The 13,942-nt window shown below is 70.6% G+C and carries 12 protein-coding genes and 1 other RNA gene; 3 read left to right on the top strand and 10 right to left on the bottom strand.

Annotated elements, in window-relative coordinates; translation table 11 throughout:
* Positions 1-46: 46 nt before the first annotated feature.
* Together AC1DG4_RS15765 and AC1DG4_RS15760 are read right to left on the bottom strand one after the other, a co-directional pair.
* On the bottom strand, positions 47-1,006 hold the full coding sequence (locus tag AC1DG4_RS15765) for an alpha/beta hydrolase (protein ID WP_477381566.1): 960 nt from the start codon (positions 1,004-1,006) through the stop codon (positions 47-49).
* Positions 1,003-2,445 (bottom strand): MFS transporter, encoded by a 1,443-nt coding sequence (locus tag AC1DG4_RS15760; RefSeq protein ID WP_477381564.1) that lies wholly within the window; start codon positions 2,443-2,445, stop codon positions 1,003-1,005. The genes AC1DG4_RS15765 and AC1DG4_RS15760 overlap by 4 nt, the downstream gene beginning before the upstream one ends.
* A 120-nt stretch (positions 2,446-2,565) precedes the next feature.
* On the opposite strand from AC1DG4_RS15760, the gene AC1DG4_RS15755 reads away from it, so the two are divergent.
* Entirely contained in the window at positions 2,566-3,171 is a 606-nt protein-coding gene (locus AC1DG4_RS15755; RefSeq protein ID WP_477381562.1) for a TetR/AcrR family transcriptional regulator, read from the top strand.
* Positions 3,172-3,225: 54 nt separating this feature from the next.
* Here the strand turns inward: AC1DG4_RS15755 and AC1DG4_RS15750 are convergent, their stop codons facing one another.
* The 4 genes from AC1DG4_RS15750 to AC1DG4_RS15735 are packed head-to-tail and all read right to left on the bottom strand — an operon-like array spanning position 3,226 to position 8,732.
* A complete protein-coding gene (locus AC1DG4_RS15750) occupies positions 3,226-4,149 on the bottom strand; it encodes a diacylglycerol/lipid kinase family protein (protein ID WP_477381561.1) in 924 nt (307 codons plus the stop codon).
* Positions 4,150-4,197: 48 nt separating this feature from the next.
* Positions 4,198-7,173, bottom strand: a complete 2,976-nt coding sequence (locus AC1DG4_RS15745; RefSeq protein WP_477381559.1) for a bifunctional [glutamine synthetase] adenylyltransferase/[glutamine synthetase]-adenylyl-L-tyrosine phosphorylase — start codon at positions 7,171-7,173, stop codon at positions 4,198-4,200.
* Positions 7,174-7,185: 12 nt separating this feature from the next.
* Positions 7,186-8,523: a glutamine synthetase family protein gene (locus tag AC1DG4_RS15740; RefSeq protein WP_477381557.1), complete on the bottom strand. Its 1,338-nt coding sequence runs from the start codon at positions 8,521-8,523 to the stop codon at positions 7,186-7,188.
* A 5-nt stretch (positions 8,524-8,528) separates the two neighbouring features.
* Positions 8,529-8,732, bottom strand: coding sequence for an SPOR domain-containing protein (locus AC1DG4_RS15735; protein WP_477381555.1), 204 nt, complete (start codon positions 8,730-8,732; stop codon positions 8,529-8,531).
* 66 nt (positions 8,733-8,798) lie between these two features.
* On the opposite strand from AC1DG4_RS15735, the gene ppgK reads away from it, so the two are divergent.
* Positions 8,799-9,542, top strand: a complete 744-nt coding sequence (ppgK, locus tag AC1DG4_RS15730) for a polyphosphate--glucose phosphotransferase (protein WP_477381553.1) — start codon at positions 8,799-8,801, stop codon at positions 9,540-9,542.
* Between the two features lie 63 nt (positions 9,543-9,605).
* Here ppgK and rnpB read toward each other — a convergent pair.
* Together rnpB and AC1DG4_RS15720 are read right to left on the bottom strand one after the other, a co-directional pair.
* An RNA gene (rnpB, locus tag AC1DG4_RS15725) (RNase P RNA component class A) lies at positions 9,606-9,969 on the bottom strand.
* 12 nt (positions 9,970-9,981) lie between these two features.
* Positions 9,982-11,712 (bottom strand): bifunctional 3'-5' exonuclease/DNA polymerase, encoded by a 1,731-nt coding sequence (locus tag AC1DG4_RS15720; protein WP_477421331.1) that lies wholly within the window; start codon positions 11,710-11,712, stop codon positions 9,982-9,984.
* 142 nt (positions 11,713-11,854) lie between these two features.
* Between AC1DG4_RS15720 and AC1DG4_RS15715 the strand changes: the two genes are divergently transcribed.
* Positions 11,855-12,694: an aldo/keto reductase gene (locus AC1DG4_RS15715; RefSeq protein ID WP_477381549.1), complete on the top strand. Its 840-nt coding sequence runs from the start codon at positions 11,855-11,857 to the stop codon at positions 12,692-12,694.
* A gap of 13 nt (positions 12,695-12,707) precedes the next feature.
* Here AC1DG4_RS15715 and AC1DG4_RS15710 read toward each other — a convergent pair whose 3' ends face one another.
* Together AC1DG4_RS15710 and AC1DG4_RS15705 are read right to left on the bottom strand one after the other, a co-directional pair.
* Positions 12,708-13,460, bottom strand: coding sequence for a zinc ribbon domain-containing protein (locus AC1DG4_RS15710; protein ID WP_477381547.1), 753 nt, complete (start codon positions 13,458-13,460; stop codon positions 12,708-12,710).
* 48 nt (positions 13,461-13,508) lie between these two features.
* Complete coding sequence (locus tag AC1DG4_RS15705) at positions 13,509-13,913, bottom strand: YchJ family protein (protein ID WP_477381545.1); 405 nt, start codon at positions 13,911-13,913, stop codon at positions 13,509-13,511.
* Positions 13,914-13,942 lie beyond the last annotated feature (29 nt).

Below are 13,942 nucleotides of genomic sequence, written 5' to 3'. Positions count from 1 at the left end.
GGGGCGTCAGATGCGGCGGACGGAGGGGCGGTGCGGATCGGGCAGGTCAGCGCTGGTCCTGTGGTCGGTGCCGGTCGATCCAGTCGACGATCCGGCGGAGGCCGTCCTGCGCGGCAGGCGTCCCCGGCTGAGCCAGATAGCCATGAAAGGTCTCCGGCACGGTCTCGTAGCCGGTCTCGACGCCGGCCGCCCGCAGCGCCGCCGCGAACGCCGCCGACGATGCCCGCAACTCGTCGGACTCCGCATCCATCACGAACGTGGGCGGCATGCGGTCCAGGGGTCCGAGCGCCGGGAAGGCGACCGGATCCTCGTGATAGCGCACTCCCGCCCAGTTGAGGTTCAGGAGGCTGACCATGCGCGGCGTGAAGCGGAACGGCGGAGGCGCGCTCTCGAGCGCGGCGACGAGATCGTCCGGGAGCGGGGGCAGCGCGAAGTGCAGCAGCGGGTACGCCGCGACCAGGGTCGCCGGCGGCCGCTCCCCTGCCGCGATGAGTCGTCGAACAACGCCCGTGGCGAGATTGGCGCCCGCGCTCGCACCTCCCAGATGGAGGCGCTGCTGCGTCGTTCCCAGGCGCTCGAGGTGGGTCTGCACCCACTGCCAGGCGGCGAGCACGTCATCGGAGAGCACCGGGAAGCACGTACGCCCGCGAGCCTTGCGGTAGTCGACGGATGCGACCGCGATCCCGCGCGCCGCGATCGACATCGCGACCGCGTGCGCCTCCGGGGAATCGAGGGTGCCGAACATCCAGGCGCCGCCGTGCACCCAGACGAAGCCCGCGCGAGGCTCCGCGTCGCGCCGACGATACAGGCGCACCGGGATCGGCCCGCGGGGGCCCGGCACGGCGACGTCTTCCGTGTCCACGACGCTGAGCTCCGGATCCAGCGCGATGAGCTCGGCGCTGGTCGTGGTCTCCTCCGGCATGAACCGGGCCGCGGTACGCAGCAGCATCCGCGCGAGCAGCTGATTCGCCACGGTGGGACGCAGCGGAGGCGGAAGCACGCTCATCGCACCCGCCGGATCGGGAAGACGAGCAGCGCGGCGATCACGACGATCACGATCGCGACGATCCACAGAGCCGTGTAGCCGCCCGTCACCGCGACGACCGCACCTGCGAGCAGCGGCCCGAGCGCCTGTCCGAGGTTGCCGCCCAGCGTGCTCACGCCGAGATCGCGCGCGGCGGCGTCACGGTCCGGGAGCAGGTCGATGAACATGGCCTGGTCGACCGTGAGGAATGTGCCGACCCCCACCCCGGCGATGACCCCCTGGATGAACAGGGCCGGCAGGGTCGGGCTGAGCAGCGGGATGAACATCGATCCGGCGATCAGGAACGTCGCCCCGATGACGAACGGCTTGCGCCGCTGAACACGGTCCGACCACCAGCCGGCGACGAGCAGCGCGACCACGGTCCCCGGAATCCCGGCCATCGCGAGCAGCGGTGAGATCTGGGCGGCCTCGGCGGCCGAGAGTCCCGGCCGGATGTAGCTCTGCAGCATGTAGATCCCGAACGCACCGGACACGCCACCGCCGAACAGCAACGCCACCTTGGCTATCCACAGCCAGCGGAAGTCGCGATCGCTCAACGCGACCGTGAAAGACGCCAGCGCCTGCCTCAGGGTCATCGGGGGAACGACGAGGTCCCGGGAGGATCGATCCCGCGCGAGCAGCACGAAGAGCACGGTGAACACGATCACAGCGACCACGAAGGGGAAGTACGCGTCGAGACCGATGCTCGCGAACAAGGCCCCCGCGACGATCGAACCGATCGCGCCGCCGATGAGCGAGGAGAAGCCGGACAACGCCGACATCGACCCGCGCTGCGCCGACGGCACCCGGTCGGCCACGGTCGCGTTCAGCGGCCCCGACGCGAGATTCAATCCCAGCTGGGCGACGGAGTAGGTCACCAGCAGCAGCCCGATCGTCGGCGAGAACCTCATCGCCACAAGAAGGGCGGCCCCGATCACGGCCCCCGCGATGATCCAGGGGGCGCGCCGACCCCAGCGCGAGCGCGTGCGATCCGAAAGGATGCCGGCGATCGGCTGGATGAGCATGGTCAAGATCGAGGAGACGACGGCGATCGACGACAGGCCGAGCGCCCGGGCCGCCTCGAATTCGGCGAGCAGGCCGAGCAAGCGGCTCTGGTCGGCGCTCGGAACCGTGCTCCCCGCATCGACCGCGTACTTGAGGGCGGTGAGGGACTGCAGGTCCACGCCCGCGTCCGCACCGGTGAAGAAGTGACCGAACTCGATCTGCTGCACGTGCAGCGGAAGCAGGATGCCGCCCACCGCACCCCAGATCGCCGCGATCGAGATCCCCGCCACCAGATAGCTCACGCGATAGCGGCGGAAGTGCGCACCGCGTCGGTACAGCACCGAGGTCCCCGGCACGGGGTCGGGATCGGGGGTGTCGGGGTTTCCGGGGACGAGCGTCGGGTCGGCGTTGACCATGGTTGCTCCAGGGGATCGTGCGAGCCCGATCGGCTCGACTCGCGATGACACTAACAGAAAACCATCCAGTTGGGTGGTTTTTCTTCCGCGACCCGGATCCGCTGGGGTAGCCTCGAACCCGTGAGCACCGATCCCTCCGCCGCCCCGCGGCGCTATCCGAAGGGCGAGGCGCGCCGGACGGCGATCCTGGAGGCCGCTCTCGACGTGTTCGCGACCGCGGGCTACCGCACCGGCGGACTGCGCGAGGTGGCCGCGAAGGCGGGGCTCACCCACGCGGGCGTGCGTCACTACTTCCCGACCAAGCTCGACCTCCTGCACGCCGTGCTGGGCTGGCGGGACGAGCAGGCGATCCGGCGKATGTCCTCCTCGGAGGATCCCCTCGAAGTGCTGAGGCAGTGGATCGAGGCGGCTCGCTACAACCAGGGCGCACAGCGGATGGTGGAGCTCCAGGTGACGCTCGCGGCCGAGGCCACGTCCGCCGACCATCCGCTCCACGAGTACCTGCGGGAGCGCTACGACTTCGCGGTCGCCTTCCTCCGCGACACCTTCATTGCGCTACAGGCACGTGGCGACCTTGTCGCCGGCGTGGATCCGGAATCCGCTGCGCGCACGCTCATCGCCCTGACGGACGGCGTCCAGACCCAGTGGCTGCTGAACCGGGACGGCGTCGACATGGTCGCGCTCGTGCGCGAAGAGATCCAGCGCCTCCTGACCGTCGAGCTCTGACAGGCGACTGGCGCGGGGCCGCCGCGGCGGCTGATCCCCGCAGCGAGGGCGCGCTCAGGCGCGGACCAGAAGAGCGCCGGGACGGATTCCGGCCCGGAACGAGCGCACCTGGCCGCGCTCCTCACCATCGATCTGGAACGACTGCGGGCGACCCAGCTCCACGTCGATGCTGCGGGCCGACGCATGCCGCACCACGTCGGTGCTCGTCGTCTCACCACCCAGGAGCCGCCGCAGGCCGTTGTCCCAGACCACGGTACGGACCGTCTCGAACCAGTCCGCGACGCCGTCCGCGCTGATGAGCAGCAGATCCAGCTGGCCATCGTCCGGCACGGCATCCGGGAGCAGGGTGATCCCGCCCTGGATCGTGCCGCAGTTGCCGATCATCAGGGTGTGGACGCGCGCACGATCCCGGGGCTCGTCGTCGACGCTCAGCTCCACCGGCACGAGCTCGGTGCCGGCCGCGGCAGCTCCGAGCGCCTTCACGTAGGCGAGCCAGCCGGCCTTCGCCTTGAGGTCGTCATCGGTCTCCTCGAGCATGCGCGCATCGAGGCCGAGGCCGGCCATCACGACGAACACGTGCTCGCCCTCGGCGTCGCCGTCGGTCACCTCGATCGTGCCCACGTCGATGCGCCGGGCCTCCGCGGAGAGCGCGTGCGCGACGGCATCGGACGTCCCCGTCAGGGGCACCCCGAGATTCCGCGCGAGCAGATTGCCCGTGCCGTGCGGGAGGATCCCGAGCGCGACGTCGGTCCCTGCCAGCACCCCGGCCACCGCGCGGACCGTCCCGTCTCCCCCGGCGGCGAACACGAGGGTGCATCCGGCGTCGATCGCCTGCTGCGCCATCGCCTGGCCCGGGTCGTCCTCCGTCGTGTCGAAGACGTGGATCTCGGCGTCCGGGCTTCCCTCCAGGATCGCCGAGCGCACCTCGTCCTCCGACTCGAGCTTCACGGGATTGCGGACCACGCCGATGATCGTCATGGATCCATCCTCCCTGTTCCACGGCCGGAACGCCGTGAACGGAGTCCGTCAACCGTAGAACAGCGTCTCGAAGACCTTCCGGGCTCGGCGCGTGACCCGCAGGTACTCCTCCTCGACGGCCGCGGCGGAACGGTCGGGATAGCCGAGGATCCTGCCCACGCCGTCGAGTTCGCGCGGATCGGACGGAAGCACGTCCTTCGTCTGCCCGGTGAGCAGCGTCATCGCCGACCGCAGCCGGCTGGACAGCCGCCACGCCTCGCGCAGGAGCTCGCCGGACTTCTCCGGCACGAACCCTGATGTCACCGCCACGTCCAGCGCCGCGAGCGTGGATGTGGTCCGCAGCGCCGGCACCGCGTACGCGTGCTGCAGCTGCACGATCTGGATCAGCCACTCCACGTCGCTGAGCGTGCCTGGGCCCAGCTTGAGGTGGCGGCGCGGATCCATGCCCTGCGGCAGCCGCTCCCCCTCGACTCTGGCCTTGATGCGCTTGATCTCCCGCACCGACGCCAGATCCAGCGATTCGGGGTAGCGCACGCCGTCGGCGAGCTCGAGGAAGCGCTCGATCAGCTTGTGGCTGCCCGCGACGCCTCTGGCGCGCAGCAGTGCCTGCGCCTCCCAGGACAACGACCAGCGGCGGTAATAGGCGGCGTAGGCGTCGAGCGTGCGCACGAGCGGACCGTTGCGCCCCTCAGGGCGAAGGTCCGCGTCGAGGTCGAGCGGCAGGCGATGGTCGGTGAGGTGATCCCTGAGCCCCGCCACGATCCGAGTGGCGAGCTGCTGGGCGCGCTGCGGCTCGACGCCGTTCGCGTCGTAGACGAACAGCACGTCCGCGTCGGATCCGAATCCGAGTTCCGCACCGCCGAAGCGCCCCATCCCGATCACGGAGAAATCCAGGGAGTCGTCCTGCTCCGGCACGACGTCGCGGCGCACGGCCCGCAGCGCCGCCTGGATCGTGGCGTCCATAATCCCGGTCAGGGCGGAGGCGACGTCGTCGATCGTGAGCACATCCAGCACCGCGCCCATCGCCGTGCGCAGCAGCTCGCGCCGCCGCAGCGCCCGCACGGACCGCATGGCGTCGAGGATCGTGTCATGCCGGGTCTGGATCGCCCTGGCCTCCTCGTCGAGGGCCTGCCGGGGCCGGGGCCGGAGCTGCTCCGTGCTCTCCAGCCACGCGACGGACTCGGGGATCCACTCCATCAGCTCGCCGACGTAGCGCGACGAGGACAGCACGCGGGTGAGCCGCTCCGCCGCCCCCGAGGAGTCGCGCAGCATCCGCAGGAACCACGGGGTGTCACCGAGGCGCTCGCTGATGCGGCGGAACGCGATCAGACCGTAGTCCGGATCCGTGCCATCGGCGAACCAGCGCACCATGATCGGCATGAGGTGCTTCTGGATCGTCGTCTTGCGGCTCAGCCCGGTGGTGAGTGCGCCGATGTGCCGGAGCGCGCCGGCGGGGTCGCGGAAGCCGATCGCCGCGAGACGGTCGTGCGCCTGATCGGTGGAGAGCGTGCGCTCCTCCTCGGGCAGCGAGGCGACCGCGCTCAGGAGCGGACGGTAGAACAGCCGGGTGTGCAGGTCGCGCACCTCGCGACGCACGTCCTCCCACACGCGCCGGATGCCACCCGCCGTCTCGGCCAGGCCGGTGGCACGGCCGAGCACCCGCAGCGCCTCCTCCTCGCGCGGCACGAGGTGCGTGCGCTGCATCTCGCGCAGTTGCAGCCGATGCTCGATGAGCCGGAGGACCCGGTAGTCGTGCGCGAACAGCCCGGCCTCGGCGCGGCCGATGTAACCCCCGAAGACGAGCGCGTCGAGCGATTCCAGGGTGCCCCTGGTGCGGATCTGCGGATCCGTGAGACCGTGCACGAGCTGCAGCAACTGCACGGTGAACTCGATGTCGCGCAGCCCGCCGGGGCCCAGCTTGAGCTGATACGGCACGTCCTCCGGCGCGATGTGGTCGGTGACGCGCTCGCGCATCCGCTGCACACTGCCGACGAAGTCCTCCCGGGCCGCGCTCGACCACACCTTGGGCTGCACAGCGCGCACATAAGCCTCGCCCAGCTCGGTATCGCCGGCGATCGGCCGCGCCTTGAGGAGCGCCTGGAACTCCCAGCTCTTCGCCCAGCGGTCGTAATAGGCGACATGCGAGCTGAGCGAGCGCACCAGTGCGCCCTGCTTGCCCTCCGGCCGCAGCGCGGCGTCGACCTCCCAGAGCGGGGGCTCGGCCTCGATCCCCGCCAGGACCTGCATGGTCTCGCGGGCGAGGCGGGTGGCGATGTCGATCGCGCGGGATTCGGACAGCCGCTCCTCGTCCGCGGTGCCTGCGACGTAGATGACATCGACGTCGCTCACGTAGTTCAGTTCGCGCGCCCCGGTCTTGCCCATCCCGATGATCGCGAGCCGGGTGAGGGCGGTGTCGCGGCGCGCGTCGGGCGAGTCACCGGCGACCGTCGTGCGGGCGACCGAGAGCCCCGCTTCCAAAGCCGCGGAAGCGGCATCCGCGAGGGCGGCCGAAACGGCGTCCACGGCTTCGACCGGATCCGCCGCGGCGAGGTCCCAGGCGGCGATCCCCGCCACCGCGCGCCGGTACGCGACGCGAAGCCGCACCGCCGCGTCGTCGGCCGTGGCGAACCCGTCCGCGGAGCCCACCGCCGACAGCAGGGTCGCGCGGAGCTGATCCGCGGTCGGCAGCGCGGCACGGTCCTCGCACAGCAGCGCGAGCTCCTCCGGGCGGCGCTCGAAGAACCGGCCGAGCCCCGGCGAGGCGCCGAAGACCGCCCAAGCGCGGGCGCGGGCCGCCTCGTCGGACAGTACCGCGGTGACCGCGGACGGGTCCCGTCGGCCGACCCGGATGAGGCCGGCCAGCGCCTCGTCCGGATCCGCGCTGCGCAGCGACGCGATCAGCGCCGAAGGCGGGACGCCGGTGATCTCACCGAGCTCGCGCAGTCCCGCGGACGCGTCGGACAGCCCCACGAAACCGAGCCGCGCGAGCGCGGACAGGGAGAGCGAGTCGTCGAACCGGGGCACCGCGGTCCCCGATCAGAGCAGTTCGAGGTTGCTCTTGAGCTCGAACGGCGTGACCTGACCGCGGTACGCCTCCCACTCCTTGCGCTTGTTGAGCAGCACGTAGGTGAACACCTGCTCGCCGAGCGTCTCCGCCACCAGTTCCGACTCCTCCATGAGCTCGAGCGCGTGGTCGAGGCTGGCCGGCAGCGGCGCGTAACCCAGGGCGCGGCGCTCGGCGTCGCTCAGCGACCACACGTTGTCCTCGGCCTCAGGCGGCAGCTCGTAGCCCTCCTCGATCCCCTTGAGGCCCGCGGCGAGCATGAGCGCGTACGCGAGGTAGGGGTTGGCCGCGGAATCCAGCGCGCGGTACTCGATGCGCGTGGACTGGCCCTTGTTCGGCTTGTACATCGGCACGCGGATCAGTGCGGAGCGGTTCGCGTGGCCCCAGGTCACGAAACTCGGCGCCTCGTCCCCGCCCCAGAGCCGCTTGTACGAGTTCACGAACTGGTTCGTCACCGCCGCGATCTCGTTGGCGTGCCGCAGGAGGCCGGCGATGAACTGGCGCCCCGTGCGGGAGAGCTGGTACTTCGCGCCCTCCTCGTAGAAGGCGTTCAGGTCGCCCTCGAACAGCGACAGGTGCGTGTGCATGCCGCTGCCGGGGTGGTTGTTCAGAGGCTTCGGCATGAACGTCGCGTACACGCCCTGCTCGATCGCCACCTCCTTGACCACGGTGCGGAAGGTCATGATGTTGTCGGCGGTGGTCAGCGCGTCGGCGTAACGCAGGTCGATCTCGTTCTGGCCGGGACCGCCCTCATGGTGGCTGTACTCCACTGAGATGCCGAGGTCCTCCAGCATCCGCACAGCGCTGCGCCGGAAGTCGTGCGCCGTGCCGCCTGGCACGTTGTCGAAGTAACCCGCGGAGTCCGCCGGGACGGGTCCCTCCGGGCCGAACTGCGACGACTTCAGCAGGTAGAACTCGATCTCCGGGTGCGTGTAGAACGTGAAGCCCGCATCGGCCGCCTTGGCGAGGGTGCGCTTGAGCACATGGCGCGGGTCGGCGACGGCCGGGCGCCCATCCGGGGTGGTCAGGTCGCAGAACATGCGCGCGGTCGGGTCGATCTCGCCACGCCACGGCAGGATCTGGAAGGTCGTCGGATCCGGCTGCGCCAGCAGGTCGGACTCGAAGGTCCGGGTGAGCCCCTCGATCGCGGAGCCGTCGAACCCGATGCCCTCGGCGAACGCCCCCTCAACCTCGGCCGGCGCGATCGCGACCGACTTCAGGGTGCCGATCACGTCGGTGAACCAGAGGCGGATGAACTTGACGCCGCGCTCCTCGATGGTGCGCAGGACGAAGTCTCGCTGCTTGTCCATCCCGCTCATCGAGCGCCGTCCGGGCCCCAGTTGTCCTCGGCCGCATCCTCGTCGGCCCACGCCTTGGCGCGCTCCTTCAGCACCTCGGGGGCACGGGAGGCCTCCTCGGCGGTGTCGAACGGGCCGATCCGGTCGATCGACGGCGATTCCAGACCGTATTCGACCTCACCGGTGCTGCTGTTGAACCAGTACTTGTTCTCGCCGGACATCACTGCTCCTCCTGGGCCTTTGTCACGATCCTACTGGCGCGCCCGCGTCTCGCTAGGCTGTTGCGCATGGCAAAAGCGATCGGCGTGGACATCGGCGGAACCGGCATCAAGGCCGGCATCGTCGACCTCGAGCACGGAACCCTCGACTCGGACCGCATCAGGGTCCCCACGCCGAAGGGCGCGTCGCCTACCGACGTGCTCGAGGCCGTCAAGGAGGTGCTCATGACGCTGGGCGTGCAGGACTCGACCCTGCCCCTGGGCGTGGCCTTCCCGGCGATCGTGAAGTACGGCAAGACCCTGTCCGCGGCGAACGTCTCGAAGGAGTGGATCGGCTTCGAGGCTGAACAGTTCTTCGAGAACGGTCTGGGCCGTCAGATCCACTTCGTGAACGACGCGGACGCGGCCGGAGTCGCGGAGAGCCGCCACGGCGCGGCGCGCGACGCGCGCGGGCTCACGATCCTGGCGACTCTCGGCACCGGCATCGGCTCCGCGTTCCTGTACGACGGCGTGCTCGTGCCTAACACCGAGCTCGGCCATCTGAACTTCCGCGGCGAGTCGATCGAGAAGTGGGCCGCCTACTCGGCCATGGAGCGCGACGAGCTCAGCTGGGAGGACTGGTCCGCACGGCTTCAGGACTTCTTCTCGCACGTGGAGTTCCTGTTCAGCCCCGATCTGTTCGTGGTCGGCGGCGGCGTCTCCAAGCACCCGGAGAAGTTCATTCCGCTGCTCGATCTGAAGACGCCGATCGTCGCGGCGATCCATCGCAACTCGTCCGGCATCATCGGCGCAGCCTCGCTCGCGGGCGACTGAGCTCCCCTGCACGCCGAAAGGCCCGGATCCGCTGCGCAGCGGATCCGGGCCTTCTTCGTGAGAGGAACGGGCCGGCCTGTACGCCGGGTTCTGTTCCGGGGCCCCTCTCGGGGCGTCCCTTCGACGGTCATCTCTCTCGGCGACGCGTTGCCGCGCCGCTCCAGCGGCCTACCCGGGGACTCGGCGAGCCGCGTCAACATCCCCTGTCTGGCCTTGCTCCGGGCGAGGTTTACCTGGCAGGCCGTGTCGCCACGGCCCCCGGTGGTCTCTTACACCACCCTTTCACCCTTACCCCTTTCGGGGCGGTCTTCTCTCTGTGGCACTGTCTCGCGGATTGCTCCGGGTGGGTGTTACCCACCGCCCTGCCCTGTGGAGCCCGGACGTTCCTCGGTGCGGTCTCCCGCCACGCGACCGTCCAGCCGACCCGTTCGTCTCCAGTCTACGAGTCCTTGCCCGCGTCCTCGGCGATCCGCAGGTCGAGCGGGATCTCGATCTCGAATCCGGGGAACAACCGGCGGGTCGCCGCCTCCGCCGCGTCCCGCACCACGCGAGCGGCATCGTCTGCCTGCTCGACCGGCGCGTGCACGATCACCTCGTCGTGCAGGAAGAACGCCAAGTGCGAGCGCCGGGCGAACACCGGGCCGGAGCGCAGTGCAGGGTCGCGCGCATCGGGCAGCGCCGACAGGCGGTGCCGGATCTCGGCCAGCCACAGCAGCGACCACTCGGCCGCGGTGCCCTGCACCACGAAGTTGCGTGTGAAGCGGCCACGATCCCTGGCCCTGCTCCGCGCCACCCGCTCGTCGGCGCCGTCCGCGTCCGGATCGCTCGCTCGCGCCTGCGCGGCCGCCCACATCGCGTCGGGCCTGGGCGAACTCCGGCCGAGGAGCGTCGAGACCACGCCGCCGTCCTCCCCCGTCTTCGCCGCCGCGTCCACGAGCGCCATCGCGCGCGGGAAGACGCTCCGCAGTCGCGGCCCGAGCAGGCCGCTGGGACCGGTCGTGGCGCCGTACATCGCCCCCAGGACCGCGTACTTCGCCTCCTGCCGGGTCTGCACCGCCCCGGAGCGCACGACCCCCTCATACAGGTCGGCACCCTTCGCAGCCGCGGCCATCGCCGTGTCCTTCGACATGGCTGCGAGCACGCGCGGCTCCAGCTGCGCCACATCGGCGCAGACCAGAGTCCAGCCGTCGTCGGCGCGCACAGCGGGGCGCAGGCTGCGCGGGATCTGCAGCGCTCCCCCGCCGCTCGACGCCCAGCGGCCGGTGACCACGCCGCCCGTGAGGTAGATCGGGCGGAAGCGCTCCTCGTGCACCCATTCGGCCAGCCAGGACCAGCCGTTGGCCGTGTAGAGGCGAGCGAGCTTCTTGTACGTCAGGAGCGGTTCCACGACGGGATGATCGATCTCGCCGAGTTCCCAGCGCGAGGTGGAGTCGACCAGGATCCCGGCCCGGCGCAGCGACTTCAGCAGACGCGGCGGGCTATCCGGGTTCACCGTGGTGTCCTCGAGGGAATCGCCGATCGCGACCGCGAGCTCGGCCATCCGGATCGGCCGCGCACCGGGCGCCGGCCGCGGACCCAGTGCGTCGACGAGCAGCCGCTCGTGCACCGTGGTGCTCCACGGCAGACCCGCGGCCGTCATCTCCTCCGCGATGAGGGCCCCGGTCGATTCCGCCGCGCACAGCAGGGCGAGGCGGCCGTCCGCCGCACCGCGCAGAGCGGCGCGCTGGCGGGCGTATTCGGCGAGGAGCTCGTCGATCTCGGCATACGGCTCGCCGGAGCCGTGCGGCGAGACCTCGTGCAGGTCGAACAACGCGGGCAGCTCGATGGTCGTCACCATCGGATCCGCCCTGACCCATCGTGACGAGGCCGGGATCGGGTCCGCGAGGCTGGTCGTGTCGCGGAGGATCGCATGACACAGCAGCAGATCGTGGGCGCGGCGGATCCYGATCCCGGCGGCGAGCAGCGGCGGGTACACCTCGCGGAGATGCCGGACCACCCAGCGCGGGCTGGCCCCTCCCTCGAGGCGAGACACCTCGACGGGCAGCTCGGATGCCGCGACCTCGCGCCTACCCTGCTCCACCCCCTGGTCGTCGAACAGCACCAGCGACCATGCGTCGGGGCGAGCCGACCGCCCCAGCACGATCTCGTGCGGAGCAGCCGATTCGATCATGTCTTCGAATCTACGCCCTCATCGCACTCCGAACGGCACCGCCTCGCGGCGGAGCCGTTCCGCGGTGTGTCGGCATGTATCGCCCACCGCGCGGTCCGGGCCGGCGACGGTTAGCGTGGAGTCACCGGAGAGGAGTCCCCCCATGTCCGATGCATCCCCTTTCATCGCCCACAACGGCTTCGCCCTGCCCACGCAGGGTCTCGGCACCTACGACTTCCGCGGAGAGGCGGGCGCGGACGCGGTCCGCAGCGGCATCGAGAGCGGATACCGTCTCATCGATTCCGCCTTCAACTACGAGAACGAGGGCGCGGTCGGCTGGGGCGTCTCCGGCGCCGCTGTGGACCGCGCGGAGCTCATCGTCACCTCGAAGCTCGCCGGCCGCCATCATGAGCGGGAGAAGGCGCTCTTCGCCATCGAGGAGAGCCGGTTCCGCCTCGGCGTCGATGCGATCGATCTGTTCCTCATCCATTGGCCGCTGCCTCGTGTGGATTCCTACGTCGAGGCCTGGCAGGCGCTCGTCGAGGCGCGCGAGCGCGGGCTCGTGCGCCAGATCGGCGTGTCGAACTTCCTGCCGGAGCACCTGGAGCGCATCGAGGATGCGACGGGGGTGCGGCCCGTGGTCAACCAGATCGAGCTGCACCCGCGGTTCCCCCAGGAGGAGGCACTGGCGTACCACCGCGCACAGGGCATCCTCACGGAGGCGTGGAGCCCCCTCGGCCGGGCCGGCGACGTCCTGGACGATCCCACGATCACCCGCGTCGCCGCCGCGCACGGCATCACACCCGCGCAAGCCGTTCTGGCCTGGCACGCGGGTCGCGGAGTGATTGCGATCCCGAAGGCGGCGTCCCCCGAGCACCAGGCGCTGAACCTCGCGTCCGCCCAGGTGCGGCTCAGCGCCGAAGAGATCGCCGCGATCACGGCGCTCGGCGCGCCGGACGGGCGCCTCTGGGACGCGGATCCCGCCACCCACGAGGAGTTCTGAGGACCCGCCGGGATCAGTCGGCCGGCGCGGAGCTCTTCAGCCCCGACTCGTCGGTGCGGATCAGGATGCAGCCGCACTCAGGACAGGACACGACCTCGTCGTCCGCGGCCTGGCGGATCACGTTCAGATCGATCCCCGAGAGCACCATGCGGCAGCCCTCGCACGTGCCGCGGCGCAGCAGGGCCGCACCCGCAGTGCGTCCCACACGGCGCTGGTACTCCGCCATGAGGGACGGGGAGACCGAGTCGACGAGCGCCACGCGATCCCGGGCGAGCTGCTCGCCCTGGCTCGTCGCTGCGGCGATGAGGGCCTTGGCCTCCGCCGTCAGCCGCGTCCCTTCGGCCACGGTCTCATCGATGAGCGCCTGCTGGGCGGAGACGGCGGCCTCCGCATCCTCGAGGCGACCCATGAGCTCGAGCTCGGCGTCCTCGAGGTCGCTGATCCGGCGCCCGAGGCTCGCGATCTCCTGCTCGAGGGCGACGGCGTCCTTCGGGTTCTGCGTGGCCGCGAGTCGCGCGGCATCCCTGTCTCGACGCTGCGCGGCGAGGGCGACGTCCGACTCCAGGCGCTTCAGCTCCGCCTGCACGTCGTCGCGCTGACCCGACAAACCGGTCAGCTCACGCAGCTGACCCTGCCGCTGAGCGGAGAGCTCGTTGATCCGCTCCCCCTGCACCGGATGCGTCCGCGCGTAGTCGGCCTGCACGATGCGGCGGTCGATGTCGGCGATGTCGAGAAGCACGATCTGATGCGCGGGGTTGGCTTTCACGCCCCTAAACCTACGCCAGCCGGCTGTGCCGCGGCGCACGCGGGCGCGTCAGGACACGTCGCCGTCCACATAGAGCCAGTGCCCGCGCTCGCGCACGAAGCGGCTGCGCTCGTGCAGCACTCCGCGTCCGTTCGTATCCCGGTGGATCGCCTCGAACTCCACGACGCCGTCCACGTCGAACGGCCCTCCCCCGACCTTCGCGAGGACGTCGAGGCGCAGCCAGCGCACCTCCGGATCGATCTCGAGGTTCACCGGGCGGGTGGACGGATGCCACGAACGCAGCAGATACGCGGCGTCGCCGATCGCGAACGCCGTGTACCGCGAGCGCATGAGACGCTCCGCGGTGGGCGCAGGGCGTCCGGCGAGGATCGGTCCGCAGCAGGTGTCGAAGACGTCGCCGCTGCCGCACGGACACCGCTGCGCGCCCGGTTCAACGTTCGATCCATCAGTCATCGTCTTCAGCCTATTGGTTCCCAGTCTCC

It is taken from the genome of Microbacterium sp. 05N427 (assembly GCF_056397105.1).
Note: the sequence above shows the minus strand (reverse complement) of the source record. Positions and strands in the feature narration are given on the sequence as shown.

Excerpts from the sequence above, each read along its gene's own strand:
- AC1DG4_RS15765 (WP_477381566.1), bottom strand. The coding sequence starts at position 1,006 with ATGAGCGTGCTTCCGCCTCCGCTGCGTCCCACCGTGGCGAATCAGCTG.
- AC1DG4_RS15760 (WP_477381564.1), bottom strand. The coding sequence starts at position 2,445 with ATGGTCAACGCCGACCCGACGCTCGTCCCCGGAAACCCCGACACCCCC.
- AC1DG4_RS15750 (WP_477381561.1), bottom strand. The coding sequence starts at position 4,149 with ATGACGATCATCGGCGTGGTCCGCAATCCCGTGAAGCTCGAGTCGGAG.
- AC1DG4_RS15740 (WP_477381557.1), bottom strand. The coding sequence starts at position 8,523 with ATGGACAAGCAGCGAGACTTCGTCCTGCGCACCATCGAGGAGCGCGGC.
- AC1DG4_RS15735 (WP_477381555.1), bottom strand. The coding sequence starts at position 8,732 with ATGTCCGGCGAGAACAAGTACTGGTTCAACAGCAGCACCGGTGAGGTC.
- ppgK (WP_477381553.1), top strand. The coding sequence starts at position 8,799 with ATGGCAAAAGCGATCGGCGTGGACATCGGCGGAACCGGCATCAAGGCC.
- AC1DG4_RS15715 (WP_477381549.1), top strand. The coding sequence starts at position 11,855 with ATGTCCGATGCATCCCCTTTCATCGCCCACAACGGCTTCGCCCTGCCC.
- AC1DG4_RS15705 (WP_477381545.1), bottom strand. The coding sequence starts at position 13,913 with ATGACTGATGGATCGAACGTTGAACCGGGCGCGCAGCGGTGTCCGTGC.